General features: G+C 61.6%; 13 protein-coding genes. 8 read left to right on the top strand and 5 right to left on the bottom strand.

Annotation, left to right across the window (positions count from 1 at the left end; all coding sequences use genetic code 11):
* Window positions 1-236 precede the first annotated feature (236 nt).
* The 5 genes from AC07YH_RS00415 to AC07YH_RS00395 form a co-directional block, all read right to left on the bottom strand.
* On the bottom strand, window positions 237-2,147 hold the full coding sequence (locus tag AC07YH_RS00415; protein ID WP_494745038.1) for a DUF7380 domain-containing protein: 1,911 nt from the start codon (window positions 2,145-2,147) through the stop codon (window positions 237-239).
* A 470-nt stretch (window positions 2,148-2,617) separates the two neighbouring features.
* Entirely contained in the window at window positions 2,618-2,815 is a 198-nt protein-coding gene (locus AC07YH_RS00410; RefSeq protein WP_494745037.1) for a hypothetical protein, read from the bottom strand.
* Between the two features lie 14 nt (window positions 2,816-2,829).
* Window positions 2,830-3,048, bottom strand: a complete 219-nt coding sequence (locus AC07YH_RS00405; protein ID WP_494745036.1) for a hypothetical protein — start codon at window positions 3,046-3,048, stop codon at window positions 2,830-2,832.
* A 61-nt stretch (window positions 3,049-3,109) separates the two neighbouring features.
* Window positions 3,110-4,648 (bottom strand): ATP-binding protein, encoded by a 1,539-nt coding sequence (locus AC07YH_RS00400; RefSeq protein WP_494745329.1) that lies wholly within the window; start codon window positions 4,646-4,648, stop codon window positions 3,110-3,112.
* Window positions 4,641-5,909, bottom strand: coding sequence for a DNA cytosine methyltransferase (locus AC07YH_RS00395; RefSeq protein ID WP_494745328.1), 1,269 nt, complete (start codon window positions 5,907-5,909; stop codon window positions 4,641-4,643). The genes AC07YH_RS00400 and AC07YH_RS00395 overlap by 8 nt, the downstream gene beginning before the upstream one ends.
* Before the next feature lie 259 nt (window positions 5,910-6,168).
* On the opposite strand from AC07YH_RS00395, the gene AC07YH_RS00390 reads away from it, so the two are divergent.
* The 8 genes from AC07YH_RS00390 to AC07YH_RS00355 all read left to right on the top strand — a co-directional run bounded on the left by AC07YH_RS00390 (window position 6,169) and on the right by AC07YH_RS00355 (window position 17,530).
* Window positions 6,169-7,974 carry a DUF262 domain-containing protein gene (locus AC07YH_RS00390; RefSeq protein WP_494745035.1) on the top strand — a complete coding sequence of 602 codons (1,806 nt, stop codon included), beginning with the start codon at window positions 6,169-6,171 and terminating at the stop codon, window positions 7,972-7,974.
* 1 nt (window position 7,975) lies between these two features.
* Window positions 7,976-10,795 (top strand): Z1 domain-containing protein, encoded by a 2,820-nt coding sequence (locus tag AC07YH_RS00385; RefSeq protein ID WP_494745034.1) that lies wholly within the window; start codon window positions 7,976-7,978, stop codon window positions 10,793-10,795.
* A 342-nt stretch (window positions 10,796-11,137) separates the two neighbouring features.
* Window positions 11,138-11,875 carry a PD-(D/E)XK motif protein gene (locus AC07YH_RS00380; RefSeq protein WP_494745033.1) on the top strand — a complete coding sequence of 246 codons (738 nt, stop codon included), beginning with the start codon at window positions 11,138-11,140 and terminating at the stop codon, window positions 11,873-11,875.
* Window positions 11,876-12,681: 806 nt separating this feature from the next.
* A complete protein-coding gene (locus AC07YH_RS00375; RefSeq protein ID WP_494745032.1) occupies window positions 12,682-13,521 on the top strand; it encodes a TnsA endonuclease N-terminal domain-containing protein in 840 nt (279 codons plus the stop codon).
* On the top strand, window positions 13,518-15,212 hold the full coding sequence (locus AC07YH_RS00370) for a TnsB C-terminal domain-containing protein (protein WP_494745031.1): 1,695 nt from the start codon (window positions 13,518-13,520) through the stop codon (window positions 15,210-15,212). Before AC07YH_RS00375 ends, AC07YH_RS00370 begins: the two co-directional genes overlap by 4 nt.
* Entirely contained in the window at window positions 15,160-15,561 is a 402-nt protein-coding gene (locus AC07YH_RS00365; RefSeq protein WP_494745030.1) for a hypothetical protein, read from the top strand. Before AC07YH_RS00370 ends, AC07YH_RS00365 begins: the two co-directional genes overlap by 53 nt.
* Before the next feature lie 152 nt (window positions 15,562-15,713).
* Complete coding sequence (locus AC07YH_RS00360) at window positions 15,714-16,616, top strand: TniB family NTP-binding protein (protein ID WP_494745029.1); 903 nt, start codon at window positions 15,714-15,716, stop codon at window positions 16,614-16,616.
* Between the two features lie 32 nt (window positions 16,617-16,648).
* Window positions 16,649-17,530, top strand: a complete 882-nt coding sequence (locus tag AC07YH_RS00355; RefSeq protein ID WP_494745327.1) for a TniQ family protein — start codon at window positions 16,649-16,651, stop codon at window positions 17,528-17,530.
* Window positions 17,531-17,543: the final 13 nt, after the last annotated feature.

Below are 17,543 nucleotides of genomic sequence, written 5' to 3'. Positions count from 1 at the left end.
GCCTGACCGCAGTCGCCTAAAAAGAAGGCCCGGCGCGAGGGCCGGGCCAGTCATTAGGGAGGAAACGCCCAGGAAGGGCAGAGGCGACAACGCCTCACGAATCCACCTCTCAAGTGAGCCGGCGGCCAGATCAAGGCGTATGGGCGGCGATCACGCGGCCATCCCTAGATGTGCACGCACGCGCCAAATCGTCCCTAGGGCGCCGCTTGCACGGGCAGTGGCCCGCAAGCGGCACCCTAGGGGATCTGCCCCTCGATGTGGGGCGCGATCGCCTCGGCCCAGCTATCGACCAGCGGCTCGCACGCCAAGCGCCAGATCAGCCAACAGGCGTAGATGGCGTCGCCCCCATAGCACTGCCCCGAGGTGAGCTTGCCGTGGCCGATCACATGGCGAAGCGCTGGCCCACGCCGATCCAGGAACAGGGTGTCGATCTCCAGGACGTAGGGCTCGCCGAAGACCTGCAGGAGCGCCGGGCGCATCGTCTCGAAGATCGCCGACATGGACCGGTCTTCCTGGGTCATGTCGGACTGGATGATCGTGGTGGGATGGCCAGCCTGGGTCAGGACATGGCGAACCGCGCCCTCCATCTGCGGCAACAGTAGGTGTACGGCGCTGAGATAGTCGCCCTGGAAGAAGGCGGCGAACCCTCTGGCGAAGATTTCGGCCTGCTCGCGAGGAATGAATGGGCTCTGCAGGCAGACGGCAACGAAGTGGCGGTCCTGCAACCCAAGCCGCTCGACGATCGACCGGCGGGCCGGCTCGATCATCGCCGTGGCGACCAGGCTGCGCCGCGCGCTGATGCTGGTGTTGAGCTTGGTCATGTACCAGTCCTCATCCGGGTCATCGTTGAGCGGGATCGGAGCGGCCTCGGCGACGACCTTGCCATCCCGGTCCAGACGCACCTCGCCAAAGAGGTTGGACAGCGGGAACTTCCGCGCCGTCTCCAGGGCCGAGACCTTCTCCTCGGCGTAGTTGACCAGGCCCGACATGAAGCCGAACTGCAAAAGCGCGTCGGGGAGGGTCAGCCCCTCGAACATCGCCACCGTCCCCGTCACCAGGTCGGTGATATCGGTCGAGTGCTGGATGGGGGTGAAGTCATGGGTGGCGTCGATCTGGGCCGCGCGCAACTCCGCCTCCAGGGCCAGGCGCCGATCGCGTGTGTCGGGAATGGCGCGTAGTTCGGCGATCGCCGTGCGCAGCGAGTGGGTCCGCAGAAGCGCCATCGCCCCTTCGGGCGCCTCGCTGAGAGTCAGATCGACCGACTTCAGCCGGCAGCGGCGCTCGGCGTCCTTGTCACCAGCCTCGCGCCAGGCGTCGGCGGCGTGCTCGTAGGCGCTCTTGCGCGGCAGGTGATAGCCTTGCGGCGACACCGCATCTCCCACCGCTTCGCTATCGACGGCCAATTGCGAAGGGACCACCAGCCCGTAGGCCCGCACGAGATCGGCCAGCTGATTGAAGATGGCGTAGACCCGAGCGTCGCGAGCAGCCTCGTAGCGGCCGATCACCGTCGCGGCCAGATCGGCGGGGACCGTCTTGTCCTTGCTGGTCGCGCGGTGGATCTGCAAGGCGCGGTGCAGCAGCGTGATCTGCTCGAAGCTGACGGTCTGGTCGCGTTCGAGCCAAGCGCTGTAGGTCTCGTCGGCCAGGCCAGCGACGGCGAGGCGATAGGCTTCGATCGCCACCTGCGCCGAAGCCTTGGCCGCTCGGCGATTGTACCAGGCCAGATCGGCCAGACGCGCGCGAAGGCCAGGGTTCTGGGTGAGCGGCGCCAGGACCTCGAACACCGCCGATTGCGGCCCCTCGAAGTCGGCAGCGATGGCCGATCGGGCGTACGGGCCGACATAGCAGATGGGCTTGAACGGCTCGCCGGGCTGCTCGGGCGTCAGCATGATGTCGCAGACCGACGCCAGGAGCCTGAAGGCCCGGGCGGTGGCGACATCGCCCCGCGCCTCTACGTCCTTCTTGGCGCTGTGATAGCGATTGGAGAGGTCGTGGGTGTCGACGACGGCGCCGATTCTGATCGGCGCCTCCCAGTCGGCGGCCTCAAAGTCTTCCACGGTGACGATGGCGCCGCCGGCGCGCGCGTTTCCGACCTGGGCCTCGCCCTGGCCGGCATCGTCGTTCTTGGGCTCGACTCCCTCGTCCATCGCATCCCCCTTGTCTCAAGCCCCGGGGCGGTTGCGCAATATGACCAAGCTTGGCCTCTAGGGCGACGCGGCGGGGACGCCCCGTTCGAGGCGCATCCAAAAGAATGGCCCGTCGCGGACGGGGATCAAGCCGGGCTCGCGCGTCCAGGAGCGCACGAACGCGCTGCTCATGACCGGAGATCATACTTGTCCAACGCCCCCACGCCCCATCCCGTCGATCTGCATGTCGGCGCGCGCGTGCGCTTTGCCCGCAGGCTTCTGCTACATCGACGCTAGGATCAGCTCTGCGGCTTGACCGTGGATCATCGTGGCCATGGTTGTTTTGGCCTGCTTGGTGTGGGTTCAGCGGGCGGCTGCATCGCGCCATGAGCTGCCGTTGGTGCGGCTCCAGATTCTGGACCTTCATCTATGCGCAATCGGCCACTGCGCGGCGAGGGCGTCCTGAACCGCTCGGGCTGGCAAGGCGGCGGTTAGCCGGTCCAGCGCGATCCGGTCGCCGTGTAGACCGCACTGGTGCGATGAACGACCAAGTCGCTCCGCGACAACTGCGCGAAGCGCAGGAAGTTGCCGCGCATGATCGCCTCAGCACTGCCATGGCCGAAAGCGGCGGCGACGGCCTCGCGTACGAGTCGCCCGTACTGGTCGGTGTGCTCCTTCTGGGCAAGCATTAGCCAGTCTGTGCCTAAACTAGGTGCTGCTTGATCATCGGATATTCCTTGGCCAGCGCCGTGAACTTTTCGACCGCCACCAGAGCGGCTTCGGTCTCCAGCGCTTCGCCGAACAGGCTCATGTCGATAGAATGGCCTTTTTCCTCGGTGCGTTGGACATAGCGCGCCAGCCAGGCTTCCCTGGTCATGCGACCGGCGAGCAGACGTTCGTGACGCGGGCGGACGCGAGCCATGGTTTCACCGGCCTCACCGTGACCCTAGTCAGCCGACTTGTGACGCTTTGGCGCGGGGTCGCTAGTCGGCAAGGCCCAGGCGCAGCAACTCGTTGAGGGACGTACGGACTCGGCCGGAGAAGCGGACCCCGTCTTGCTGCGCTATTGCTTCAGCGATTGCCAAGCCGGTAACGAGACGCAAAACGCCCTCGAGTTCCGGGCCCTCCCTGCCCAAGTAGCGCTTTGAAAAAGGGTGGTGCATGGAGAGCCGCACCTGCAGTTGACAGCGGCCATCGGCGTTGCTGGATGGAGCGGCGACCTCGATCCAGTCCGTTGAGGACTCGCCATAGTCTAGCGCGAGATCAACCTCCCAAGCGGCGTCAGAAAGATCGAGGGTGATCTTGCGCCAGGTCGTGTTGCCTGCGACCTGCAACGGACGGCTCTGGATTCGAAGGGGTGCGCCAGGTCGAGGCGCCAGCCCCGCTTGTCTTGATTGTTGTGCTTTCTCGCCAACCTCTTCGGCCGTTGCAGTCGCGACGCGACCGTCGATCGAGGGCGCGATTTCTGTCGCGCGCCAGTTCTGGGCCTGATCCAGAAGGGGCATATCGGGGCTTGATAGAACGGCCCTCAGTTTCTCTGCGAACTCTTCCTCCGCTTCGTCCCAGCGCAAGCCATCCTTAGTGTGACTGACCTGAAAGTCGACGAGGTCAAATTCGCCAAACAGCCTCTGATAGGTGAAGGAGTTTGAGGCGCCGAACACTTCACGCGGACGATAGCCTTCGTCAGCGCTGCCCTCAATGACACGGTCTCGGCGCAGCAAAGCTAACCCGGCGCGCGTTGTGGAGCCGCGGGCGCGGATCGCCACCCAACCCTCCGCACGGCGGCCGCCATCCAGTGCGATGGAGACACTTTTGCGCCACTCGCGCACAGGCCCGTTGGGATCGCGCCAGTAAGGCGCTGCGAGGATCTGCGGCGTCTCGTAAATGACCGGCTCCCCGTTGAATGTGAGACGCAACTCACCGCGCTCGATGAAGCGACGATAAAGGCTCCCGAGGTGGTCCTGAATCTTGCTGAGGGTTCGTCGCTGAGGCACCTTACGCACGTCGTGCAGAACGATCTCTGTGTAGTGATCATCTACCTGCGCGACGCTTGTCCGCACCTCGAGATCCTCACTTCCCGCGCTCACGATCTCGGCAATATCGAAAGATACCTCGCGCGAGACGCGCTCGCCTAGCGCAGAGCTTCGGATCGTCCAGCGCGGCGCGAGCCACGCCGAAGCGCTTTTCATCCCCATGCCGAACTCTGAGAGGCCCGCCGCATCTGCCGGTGCCTCGGCGGGGCGAAACGCCCGAACGTAAGCGTCGGTCCGGATGCCGGCCGCGTTATCGCGGATGCGAATCTCTCCCAGCGCGGGATCGACATCGATATCGACAGAAAGCACGAAGCTGTCGCCCTCGACTTTGCGAAGCGCGGCCCGCTCGGTGACATAACTCTGGACAGCATTGTCCACGAACTCGCCGAGTGCGTGCCAATGTGTGTAGTTAAGGTGCGGCAGGACAGAGAGCAGGCTTACGCCGGGTCGAATGTTGACGCGCTCGATGGAGCTAAGCGGCCTAACCATTTGAAACGAGTGCAAGATGTGGCGCGGCCCCAATCAGACGTTCGGCAATGCGCTCCACAACGCGGGCGTTGACTGCATTGCCAAGAGCCCGTGTCGTGCCATTGAAAGTCGGCGGCAGAGACTGAAGTTCGCCAAGATCCTGCAGGCGAGCGCACTCGCTGGCCGTCATGTAGCGACGCTCCCAGCCGATTATCGGCACCTGTGAGGTGCTGGAGGCGATGAGCGCCGGCGCGCTACGCGGCGACTTCGCCCGAATGCCCGACCCTCGCAGCTGGATCACTGTGTCCCACACGCTCGTGATCCCCTCGTCAAAGTTCCATTCGAACTTCTGGTAACTGTGCTCAAACTCCTGGAGCTTTGGGAGCCACCGATCGATCCATGCGCGGTTTTCGCGATAGAGTTGTCGATTGAGATCGATGAAGCCCTTTTTCCAGCCGGGGAACATCTTACGGCCGCGTGCGTAGGGTGGAAGGGCTGCGTCGAGTTTCGCGCCTTGGAGGCCTGTAAGCGGCTGTCCAAATGCGCCTTGAAATTGACCGATCGCCGTGGTCGTCGCCGGCGGAGAAACGGTGAAAGGATAGGTCGCCCCAAATTCGGCGGTCCAGATGGGAAACCAAGGCTTCTTGGCTCCCTTTGGATAGAGCCTCACGAACTCATCCCAAATCTCGATGGCGCGTTCGACCTTGGGCGAGATCTTGCTGCCAGCCTGCGGCGCATCCAGCACCGTGCGGATGTGAGTGGTCTCGGCGATCGGCTCTGGCCATGTAAAATGATCAAGGCCAGCGCGGGCGCCGACAATGAAAAGCCGCTCGCGGACTTGTGGCACACCAAACTGGTGGGGCGATAGCACTCGCTTCTGCGCGGCGTATCCGGCGTGGCGTAGTTCTTGATCAAGCCATCGCCAAGTCCGTCCACCGTCGTGCTGCTCAAAGTTTGGCACGTTCTCGAGGATGAAATAGCTTGGCCGGCGCAGCTTTATCCAGTTGAGCACGACGCTGGCCAGGTCGCCGTTGCGCTCGCAACTGAGGCCGGCCTGTGCCCCGGCTTTCGAGAACGGCTGACACGGGAAGCCAGCGCATAGCACATCAAAAGCGGGCGCCTTAAGCGGGTCGATGTCACGGATATCGCCGAGCGGCGCTATCCCGAAGTTCTGAGTGTAGATCTCACGAAGGCTGGGCTCCAACTCGGAGGCCAGGACGCACTCGTGGCGCAGCCTCTCCAGAGCGACGTGAAACCCACCAAGGCCAGCGAAAAGGTCAATGAAGCGCAGCTTTATCTCCCTGGTCTAGGCGGCCGGCATCGAGACGCGAATCGTACCACATCGCGCGCAAAATTAGCCAGCCGATCGAGCTTAGCCATTGGTGCGTCGCTGAAGTGGGCTGTGCAGGCGGCTTACGCAAGGCTGGAGACGGCTGCACTCTTCCGCGCCGATACGATGAAGGGTGACGAAGCAATATTGTATGCTCTAAGCTGCGCTGCAGGGGTAGCGCGCGCCCACAAGTTGCGCTCGGGGTGGCACGTTGGAAGACATCGATCTTGACCAAATTCGGTCGCATCTGGAGCAGTTGTCCGAGACTGGGGAAATCCCCGACCTTGCTGGACGCGTCCCGAAGCCTTCGTTCCTCGACGCGAGCGAAATTTCCTTTGAGGACAACACTTGGCTCGCGCACCTTGTGGACCTGCAACTCTGGCTCAGCCTGGATGCGACACTGAGCGCCGACGCCACGCCGCAGCAAGTCACCAACTCTCTTTTCGACCAACTCTGGCCGGGCGCCGGCGGAGCAGCCTTCTCGATCGATGTAAGGGGGGTAGTTCTGCTTACCGAACTCGGCGCGCAACGCCTTGAGGAGCGGCTGTCTCGCGCGGTTGCTCTGCGCGCCGCTTTTGAGGCGGCAATTGAAGATGGAAGGACGCGGCGCGACGCAACGGCGGAGTGGCGGGAGGCCTGGGACGAGCCCGTTTTTAGTCAGCCGCTCAATATCGACGCCACGGTCGGGACCTGGCGGATTATCGAGTTCGCCGATCGGGCCGTTGATGGTGAACTCGACCTCAATCCACCCTATCAGCGAGACTTCGTGTGGTCGAATTCGGGCTCGCAGACCCTTATCGACTCAATTCTGCGCGGCATCCCGCTGCCTTCGATCATTTTGGCCAAGGCCGCAGCTGATCAGCGCTACCAGATTGTCGACGGCAAGCAGCGCCTAACCGCAATCTTGCGATTCATGGGCAAGCATCCCGAGGGGCTAGCCTTCGCCGCCACTGCGAAGAGCCCGGAGTTGCTCGACACAAACATGGGTGCCTTCGTGCGTAAGAACGCCCTCACAGCGAATGACCTGCGCAAGCATTACCTGCCGTTCAAAACCCGCAAGTACGAAAAAGATGATCCTTTGTTGGCCCTGTCGGGGAAGTACTACAGCGACATCAAAGACAAGAAGGTGCGGATTGCTGGCGCGGATATCGCGATCAAGCAAATCTTCGAACGCACCACGGCTTATCTGATCCCTGTACTCGAGTATCGAAACACGCCGGTGCGAGACATCCATCGGGTGTTCCAGATCTACAATCAGCAAGGAATGAAATTGAATGCGGAGGAGATCCGCAATGCAGTCTACAACCATCTCCACATCACTCGGTTGATGTTATTCATCGGCGGAGATCGTCCTGATATGGCGCTTGTGCCGTTCATGGCCGATCTTGTCGGTCGCTTTGATGATATGCGCGAGATCATCGAAGGCCGCGGTTTCGGAATGGTGCGGTTCAAGCGCGCGAAGGTCTTGCTCTGGGTAACCGCTACCCTCTTGTACCCGTCAAAGGGCGAGAATGGCGTTTACCGTACGCCGTCGACGGCGACGCACATCGACGCCTTCCTGGACCACATCGACGACAGCAACGCGCCGCTCAAGCGCTCTACGGACACGCTGAGGCAACTGGCGGAGGATCTCGCGGAGGCTGTAGAACTGCACCAAGAAGTCGACGAGGCTTGGCACCCGGGATTCCGCAGCAAGGGTAAGGCGACGAAATGGGAGGAGTTGCCCATGGTCGCCAGCCTCTGTGCATGCTTTGTCCTAGTGGTCATGAACAAGGCAGATGACTTGCGAGGCGCAGTGGCGCAGATTCGCGAGCTTACGCGAAAGAGGCCGGGGCCCGAGAGCACGCAAAATCGCACGCAATGGGCCCATATCTCCGATGTGACCGTAAGCATACTGCGCGCGTTGGGGATCGATCTTGAGGTCGCCGAAGGGGCGCTGCTCGGGCGCTATCAGGCATCGGCGATCAAGGGATTGATCGAACTCCAGAAGCTCCAAGACTTCAACCCTCAAGACTGACATGGGTGATTCTGCGATCACCGTCGTGCCCGTCCCGCCGGACTCGGCCGCCGAAGTGCTGATGCCGAAGGCCGGCTGGTGGGGGCGCTATCGTCACGCGGTTTCTTCGAGGTTGTCCGACATTGGACTGCAAGTGCTTGAGGATGACGCGCGCTATATCGCGGCGCACGCCCTCCCGCGGACAGCAGGAGGGATTGACCGAGAAGCCTGGCCTGAAGGGCGTGTGCGTACGGGGATGGCGGTAGGGTCGGTGCAGTCCGGCAAGACAGCGAGCATGCTTGGGGTCGCTGCCCTTTGCCTAGACGAGGGGGTCGATATCCTTATCCTTCTCGCCGGAACGCGAGTTGGGCTCTGGCTGCAAACATATGAGCGACTTCTTGAACAGCTCGATGGCACGACCCCCGAGACGGCATGGCTTCGATCCGCCGAGCGCCTCATCCTGCCGCAGCCGGAGGACGTGCTAAATGCGGCTCGCTCTCAGCCGACGCAGTACCTTAACAAGCCCAAGGCCCGCACCGCGCTTGCGAAAGAACTCCCGATTCTGTGCGTCGTGCCCAAGGAGGACGCGCACCTTCTACATCTCGCGAGACTTCTGAAGGACGTTGCCAGTCCAGATGTCTTGGAAGCGCGCCAGCGGCCTCTGACGATGTTGGTGCTCGACGACGAGGCGGATGACGCCTCTGTGCTCGATAGCGCTCAATCAGAGAAGGTGACGCCGCGATTCATCTCCGCTCTCTGGAGCGGCGACCCTGACGAGCGCGCTACGCGTCACCCCAACTTGCTCGCGACCTATGTGGCCTACACCGCCACCCCCCAGGCCAACTACCTACAAGAGACTCACAACCCGCTCGCACCTCGAGACCTTCACGCGGCTCTGAGAGTACCTGGAGCCATCGGGGCGCGGTTGCCGCGCGAACTGACCTACGAGGAGCCGCGAGGGGTGCGATCCTACTACTGCGGCGGCGATGTTTTCTATGAGCGGTTCGCTTCCAGCCCAGGCCGCCTGTGCCTCACGACGGAGTTTCCTGCACCATCGTCGACCGAGACGGCCGAAGCGTTTAGGGTTCGTCAGGAGCGCACGCGCTGGAACATGATCGGCGATGCTTTGCGGGCCTATCTGGTAGCGGGCGCCGTGCGGCTCGTCCAGGATCGACGCTCCTTCGCGGGGCTTTCAGGTGTGTCATTTGAAAGCCTCGACGCTTTGAGGGCCGCGCTGCCCCCGACCCACACGATGCTATTTCACCCCTCGGCGCGGAAGAATGACCACTTCCGTGGCGCTGAGGATGTCGTGCGATGGTCGCTTAGCCTGCCCGGGCAAGAGGCCGAGGCGACGGTCCCTGAGGATCAGTTCGGGGATGCAATTCTAGCGCTATCCGCAGGCGGGCTGCGTCAACGGCTCGACGCGGAAGAAGGTGCCTGGCGCGTGTGGCTGGAGCACTTCGAACTCAGCCGCGAAGCATTGAGCCTCGAGCCGCTTGGCACCTACAAGCCAATCTCCAGCGACCTTTGGGAAGCGGTGCGCGCAAGCCTTATTGACGACGTCTTTCCAAACGTCGCTCTACGGGTATTGAACAGCGATCCCCAGGCCGATGATCGGCCCCAGTTCGAGCCGGTACGGGACGAGAGCGGCGTGCTGATGCCCCCGCCAGACATCTTCACAATCTTTGTCGCGGGAAACGTCCTTTCGCGCGGACTAACCTTGGAGGGCCTGTGCACTAGCCTCTTCTTGCGCGGTGCATCGGAGCCAGCAGCCGACACCCAAATGCAGATGCAGCGCTGGTTCGGCTATCGCGGCCCACATCTGCCGTTCTGTCGTGTCATGATGTTCACCGATCAATTGGAGTTGTTCCGGCGCTACAACGTCAATGACGCGGCCTTGAAGTGGCAGATCATGCGGGGGATGGACCGGCCGGACCACAGCGCGACGCGGTCGATGCTTGTGCTGCAAGGCGCGCAGTTCGTCGCGACCAGCAAGGTCGACAGTCGCCGGGTTCCCCTGAACCCTGGGCCGAGGCCATCCGTGAAGCTCATGCAACGAGCGAAGAGTCCCGACGTCGACGGCAACACAGGCGTTCTGCGCGCCCTGCTGCAGACGGGCGAGTGGGTCGACCTGCGGGGTCCAACCAACACTAAGCGCGGGATCATCCGGCAGACCCCAGCGAGTCTGCTCGAACTGGCGGGGTGGCTGGAGCGGTTTCGTTATGACGCTCACGATCCCGACCCGGCTAGCGAACTCAGTCGGCGATGGTTGCACATTGCTGAGGCTGTTAGCTCTAACGAGCCGTTGTTCCGGCCGCCGGGCCATCATCCGACCGGCTACGCGGCTGACCCGCAATCCTGTCCTTATTCAATCGCGGCCTACCTCAGGCTCTGGCATGCGCTCAGGTTGGGTCACCTAGCGCCGGGCTTCTATCCGACGGACAGGCCTCGCACGCCTTGGAGCTTTAGCGACAATGCCGTCGAGCCGACATTCTACCTGGCCGTGCGGTTTGGCGAGAATGCTCCCAAGGACCCGTGGTTCGCTACGCACGGGGTGAAGGCAATGACCCGTCAGATGACTTCGGGTGATCGGTTGTCGACACTTTGGGGCACACGGGGCTATGGCGAGGGCTACTACGGCGACGAGTTCGTCGATTACTACCACCATGGCAGCCAACCCGTCCCCAACCTCCAGGGCGAGGCCTCTTGGCGGCCGCGCGGCCATCCCGGCATGGCCCTATTCCATCTGATCAGCGATGATCGCGGTGGTGATGACATGCTCACGGTCGGCCTGAGTCTGCCCCATGGCGGTCCGGACCACATCGCCGCGTTGCGAGCTTAGATGCCGAGAGAACCCGACACCTTCGAGACTTTACGAGCCGCACTCGATGCGCTCGAGGTGCCGGCTGGCGAGGCGCGTCGGCTGCACTGGGTAGTCCAGGGCCTCCTTGGCGCAGCTAAGACCGCGTCAGGCGATTTCGAAATCTTCCTCCTTGGGGAGCCTCTAACGGCGCGCTCAGCAGTCGTACGACGTTGCCTTGAGCACGGTGCCTGGCGGCCGACTTCCGGCGGTAGAGCCTTCCACGCTACGCGAGTGGTTCTCCCGGCTGATCCCCACTTCGCTGCCATTGCTGCGCTGATCGCGACTGAGTTGATGCGCGCCGGCCTAGGCTCTGGTGTGGCAATGCAAGAGGTATTCACCGAGGTCGAGCCAATCATCGAGCTCGCCATACAGCGCGGCTCGCTCACGGATGAGGTGCTGCTGGGTCTCTTCAGCGAGCTTCTCGTGCTTCGCACGATCTTGCGCGCCAGAGATCGCTCGCTCGAAGACAAGGCTGTCCTGGTCAGCACCTGGCGCGGCTGGCAGCAGGGCCGCGACTTCGTGATGGAGCGACAGGCCGTTGAGGTCAAAGCGACCCGCGGCCTCACGTCGAGCCATGCTTTCAGCGGCCTGCACCAACTTGAGGAGCAGACGCTACCGGACGGCGATATGGAGGCGCTGCACCTACTGAGCATCGGCCTGCAAGAAGTCTCCGAAGGTGGGGCGTCCCTCCCGGATCTTGTGGACGATTTGCTGTTCGAACTTGGTGAGCCCTTAGAACTCGAGGGAGATCCGAGCCCTTTGCAGTCGCAACTGCTTGGCTGGATCTCACAGTATGGCGCCGGCGGTCGAGGATACAGACACCTCTCCATGCGAGGATGGCCGCAGTACCAGGCGCAGTTCGCGCTCTCGTTCTCGCCGCGCCTTTATCGGATCTCTGATCAAGCGGTGCGGCTCCTTCCGCGAGCAATAGTCGAGGAAACATTCGTCCGCGCCGATAGCCTAACATTTGAGGCGACTTTCCCGGCGCGCGTATCGGCCTTCAATCCTGCTGAACAATGGCAGGCTGAACTTGTTCGCATGGTCGACGCGCTTCTTTGAGGGCCGAACACATATCATCTCGTGCGATATGCAGCTGTGGCGTGCAAGGTATTCGGCTCAGCTTTCCAGCCTCCGGCCACCATCACGATCCGCAACAGTTCTAAGCAGACCCTGCCAAGGTCGGCGATGAGTCAGGTCTTCGCCTTTCTGGTGCTAATCGCTCGGCGGGATTTCCGCTGATTTAATGCTTCGTAGCGGGACGCTGCAGAAAGAGCGCGAGCGGCGAAGTTTCCAAGCTCGCGCGTCTACCAAGGAGCGGAAGGGCAGCCTTCTAGCGGGCAAGCGTATCTTACGGTCGCGTCGAGATGTGTTATGTGAAACACTAGACGGGTTCCGTATTCGATATTCAAGGTGCTGCAGGAATTTAGATCAGGTGCCGCATATAATTAGAATATGCCCGATCGGGCATAAATATAAGATCGCGACAGAATCATCGCACATTGCTTTGCGCACTTGATTGGACTCATTTTTTCGATCTGAATAGCGATTAGCCATTTCGGATATTCAGCTTGCGGGCCCTTGGCGCGCAGGGCGGCGAAGCTTTGCCTGGTTGGCAGGCCTCGCCGCCACAGATCGAAAGAAATGAAAATGAGGCTCAGCTAAATCACACCGCCATCTGGCGGAGAAGCTGGTCCCGAGAAGATTGCCGTCTTCTCGGGACCGGTTCCGGAGCGAATCCGAAACTCGTTTGTAAGCGAGCGGAACTCCCCCCCACACACACACAAGCCGATCGAGTCAATGGCCCCTGCCGGGCCGATCGACGAGACACGCCTGTGCTCCGCCTTTCCGAAAACAAGGAGAGACACATGAACAAGCAAACAAATGACTGGGTGCCGGCTAGGGCACCGCTCGCCTTTGAACGACGCTCTAAAGTGCTCACGCTGGTCGATGCGATCCTCGCGCCACTCAAGAAGCGAAAGCACGGCTACCAGGGCGCCGTCACGCCAAGCTCGGCGACGATCGTCATGACACCGGACGGCAGCCCCATCCGTAGCGTGATCACTGGCCGCCGCGTCATCGTCACGGGCTTCTACAGCAGCCGCAAAGCCGGCCGAGCCTTGCCGTTCGAGAGTATGAACGAAGCGGCGATGCTCAAGCACTGCGAGGTTGATACGCGGGTGGTGGACTACCGGTCCCAGCCCTTCCGCTTCGAATTCGTGCTCGACGGCGCCCGACGCACCTACATCGCCGATTGCGTGAGGCTCCTCGATGACGAGACCATCGAAGTTGTCGAGGTCAAAGGCGCGCGCAATAGCCTCGGTGACGCCGACTACCTTCAGAAGCTCGACCGGGTGCGAGACATCTGCAATGAGCTTGGCTGGCGCTTCACGGTCATGACTCAAGAGCGGCTGTTCGAACCAACTGCCACCTACGCGAACATCGACCTGATCCAGTCACGGCGGCTCGTCGCGGTCGATCTTCCGCGAGCCTACGAAGTGCTTGATCTCCTCGATCAGGAAGGAGGTGGCAGCTCGCTGGGCGCGATATCCCGGCTGTTGAGCCCTGGCCCGCTCGGGAGCGCCATGGCGCAAGCGATGATGGTCCGGCGTTGGATCAACATCGACATCGCTGCCCCGCTCACCGACCTAAGCAAGGTCACGCTCGTCCCGACGCCTCGGCCCATCCGCCTAGGAGGGTTGTCATGAACCCCTCCATTCTCTTCAAGGCGGGCGATTGCTGGTCGTACTGCGGCCAGCGCATCAGGTTTGAATGCGAGATGGGGAACGGTCGCCTCTTCTTCCGCGACGAACGAACGCTCAGTGCATTCCAGGTCGAAGATGAGGAAGGCAACCCGTGTGCTCCTGATCTTGAGTGGGCTCTGCGGGCCTTTGCCGCCGGCGACCTCAAGGGGGAGCGGGATCCGAACGGTCCGCCCGAGCGTCGCCAAGCCGCCCTGCAGGAGATCGACCCTGAAACAGCCCGCCAGCCCGATCCGGAAGCGGAGATGCGCCTATTTGTCCTTAAAGCCCTGGATGCCCTTCCGGAGCTGCCCAGGAGCGATCGGGCTTTCCGTATAGCTCTATCCAAAATCTGGGGCGAAAAGCCGGAGGCAGTGGCGAAATTTCCGAAAAGGCCAGCCCCCTGCACGGTGCGGCGTTGGATCGATACGCGTGGCGCGCCAGGTGATCGACCGCTCAATCAGATGGTCTCGATGTCTGGCCGGACCGATCGCAAGAAGCGTCTTTGCTCTGAGATCCACGACGAAATCCATGGAGCAGCGCTTTGGTATTGGTCAGCAAGAAGATGGTCGATCACCGACGCGCATGCGCGCATGCGTTCGGCCCTTGAAGGGATCAACAAGGAACGCGCTTCGTTCGAGTTGCCGCCACTCTGCCTAGCCTCGCGGGAAATACTTCGACGGACGATTCGCCGCCTGGAGTGTGCAGAGACCGTTCGGGAAAAGTTCGGCGCCCGAGTAGCTGACGCTCGGTTCAAGCCTGCTGGACAGGGCCTTCGCGCAACGAGAATCCTGCAGCTTGGCGCGATGGATCATACGCTGCTGGACGGCGTAGCCGTATTCGACGCGGCCTATATGCTTCCTCTCGGGCGCCCGTGGCTTACGGCCCTTTTGGACGTCCATAGCGGCTGTATCGTCGGCTTCTTTATCTCTTTTGAGCCCCCGTCCATCTACTCAGTGATGGAGTGCATCAAGCGCGCCAATCGACCGAAAATCGGGCTGCCGAACTCTGCCAGCAAGTACCCGATCCTCATGTTCATCTTCGGCCGGTTCGACGAGATCATCACCGACAATGCGATGGAGTTCGCAGGGGTGGCGATGCAAGACAGCCTCGTCGATGCGGGCCCGTCGTTGCGGCTTCCCCCGGTCGCAGCGCCAACGTGGAAGGCGCCGATCGAGCGGTTCTTCGGCGCGCTCAATACTCTGCTGAACCAGAAGCTGCCCGGTGGGACGCTCAAACCGGAACTCCTGAGAGAACTCGGCTACGACCCGTACAAGGATGCAGTTCTCACGCTCGCGGAACTTGAGACTCTCATCTGGGAGGCCCTCGTTGTCTGCTACATCACACCTAGTGAGGGGGAGAGCTCACCCCGCGCTCAAATCTGGGAAGAAAGCGCGAAGAAGCACAGCATCGCCGTCATCAAGGACGATAGCCAGCTCGACAAGATGTTGGGGAAGGCCGAATACCCGCGCGTGCTTACGCGCTCCGGCGTCGAGATGTTCGGGCTGTCGTATAGCGATGAAGCCAAGGTTGCCGGGCTACTCGAAGACCTTTTGCCATCGGAGCCGGTTCGGGCACGCCGAAAAAGGGTCCGCCACCGCGCGGGTGAAGATCAAGTACAACCCCGCGAACATCTCGGAAGTACATGTCTGGAATAAAATCCGCGGCTGCTACGTCACACTCCAGTGCGTAGACGACAAATACGCCAAGGGAACTTCTCTCTGGCATCACCGCAAAATCCAGGAGTGGGCGAAGCAGAAGGGCTTCGAGTTCAGCACCGAGGCCGACCGGCTTCAGGCGAGAGTCTCGCTAATTGAAACGCTTGAAGAGGCCGCGCCTAGCCTTAGGGGCAAGGAACTGCGCGCATTCGCGCGCCTGAGCGCCTCACCGAAGATCCAGGCAAAAATCGGATCGGACGTGGGGCTTGCCTATGCGCTCTCCCGCCACGACGGGATGGCGCCGCTGATCGTGCCCTATGACACTCTGGCCGCGGAGCGAACCGACTAGGGGCAAAAGACGTCACGCCCGGCCCGAAAGAAAAAGCCTACGCCCAAACCCAAGCGAAGTAAGGAAGTTCACCAACACAGCCATCTCAAACCCGAGACAGGTCAGCTCGCGGATTTCTCCGTCGACCTCTCGTCCTGGAAGGAGGTCGAGTTGTGAGAATCGACCCGATCATCTCGAAGCTGGCTCTGTTCGAGCGCCTCTACATTCCCTACCCGCCGCACATCGAATTCCACCAGCAGTGCGCCTACCTGGTCCAGATGGGACGTATCAGTCGCGGGCAGCCCCAGAAGGGGATGCGCGTTCTAGCGCCCTCAGGCTCTGGGAAGACGGCGGCCGCTTCAGCCTTTGTGAGGCAGTTCCAAGCCCAGAATCCCAGGACCGACGACTTCGTGCCGATCGTCCACGTGGCGCTGGAACGGGCGGCAACCGCGAAGAAGTTGATGATGTCGATCCTTGAGTATTTCGGAGATCCACACTCCTCACATGGAAACGAGCAGATGCTCAAGAAGCGGGTGAAAATCTGCTTCGAGCGATTTGGGACCGTCTTGCTGATCATCGATGAGGTTCAGCATCTCAACTACCGAAGCTACGAAAAGAACGATGTGACCGACAGCCTCAAACGGCTCTTGGATGATGGGGTCGTGCCCATCGTCTTCATGGGCACAGAAGAGGCTGAGGACCTGTTCACCAGAAACATCCAGCTCGCTGGGCGCCTCATCGCGCCCTGCGACTTCCACAGGCTCGATCTCCAAAACAAGACCGACCGCAGCCTGCTGGCGGGTTATGTCGCCAAGCTCGACCAAGCCATGCTGGAAAGGAAGATCCTTCCAGAGTCTAGCGCTCTCCACGACCCGGGGACCTTGACCCGATTGCACCTGGTCACGGACTGGATCGTCGGGAGGATCTCCCGTTTGCTTGCCATCGCCCTCGAGATCGCTCTCCGGAGAGGAGCGACCAAGATCGAGCGATATAACTTGGCGCTCGCTGTCGATCGCTGGGCCATCCCGAACGGCATTACCAAGCAAAACCCCTTCCTGCAGGAGGCTGAGCAGTGAGCGGGTATGCGAGTGGCGCCGTGACGACCAGTATGGAGAGGGTTCTCTTCCCGCTAAAGCCGCATGAGGACGAAAGTTATTTCGGCTTCACGGCGCGTCTAGCGAGTTGGAATGGCTTTGAGCATCGGAGGGACCTTCTCCGAGCTCTCGGCCTCCAAATCCTGCACACGAGCGACATCTATCAAGCGGCGAACGACACCGGCCAACTTGCGCGGCAGCTTGGGATCTCTTCGGAAGAGTTGGGGCGCCTCACGGCGCCCCAGCTCGACCCAGAATACAGGAAGGAATTTCATCTCCGAAGGCGGCGGGTGTCCGCGAGGGGCTTGAACAAGAGCCTCCACCATCGCTTCAGCTGGACGATATCGCGCCTGCCATATTGTCCGCAGAATTGGGACTTTCTTGCGGGAAAATGTCCTGACTGCGGGCACGAGTTAGGTTGGTCGTTTGTCGTCGATCTGCATCTTTGTGAGAGGTGTGGATACGACATGAGGCGCCTAAAGGTGGTCTCCGTACCCACCGACTACCGGCGGAATCTCCAGTTCCTCGCCGATCTGGTTACCACCAACGCTACGGGGGAAGTTTCACCGGATCTGAAACTGCCCGCAGTCCTCACAGGCGAAGCGCGGTTACGGGTTTTCCGATTAACATGTCTCATTGGCAGGACTCTCGCCCTCCAGAACACCAAGTTCAGGTACTCGAAGGCTTCGACTTTAGTGCGGGTGAAGTACCTGGCAAAGGGCGTGGAGGTGCTTCTCGGCTATCCCGAGTCGTTCGACGCCCTATCAGTGGGCGGGAATGGGCCTCTGCCCAAGCAGTTGATGCAGTTGCGGGATTTCACCGGAAGTGTCTCCCCGAGTGCGGCCGGCTATTCAACCGGCTGCTCACCGACTGGGAGCCTTGCCGTCATGGTTTGAAACGGCTCAAGCG

The sequence above is a fragment of the Caulobacter sp. GW456-12-1-14-TSB4 genome, assembly GCF_059424195.1.
This window is presented reverse-complemented; position numbering and strand designations above follow the sequence as displayed.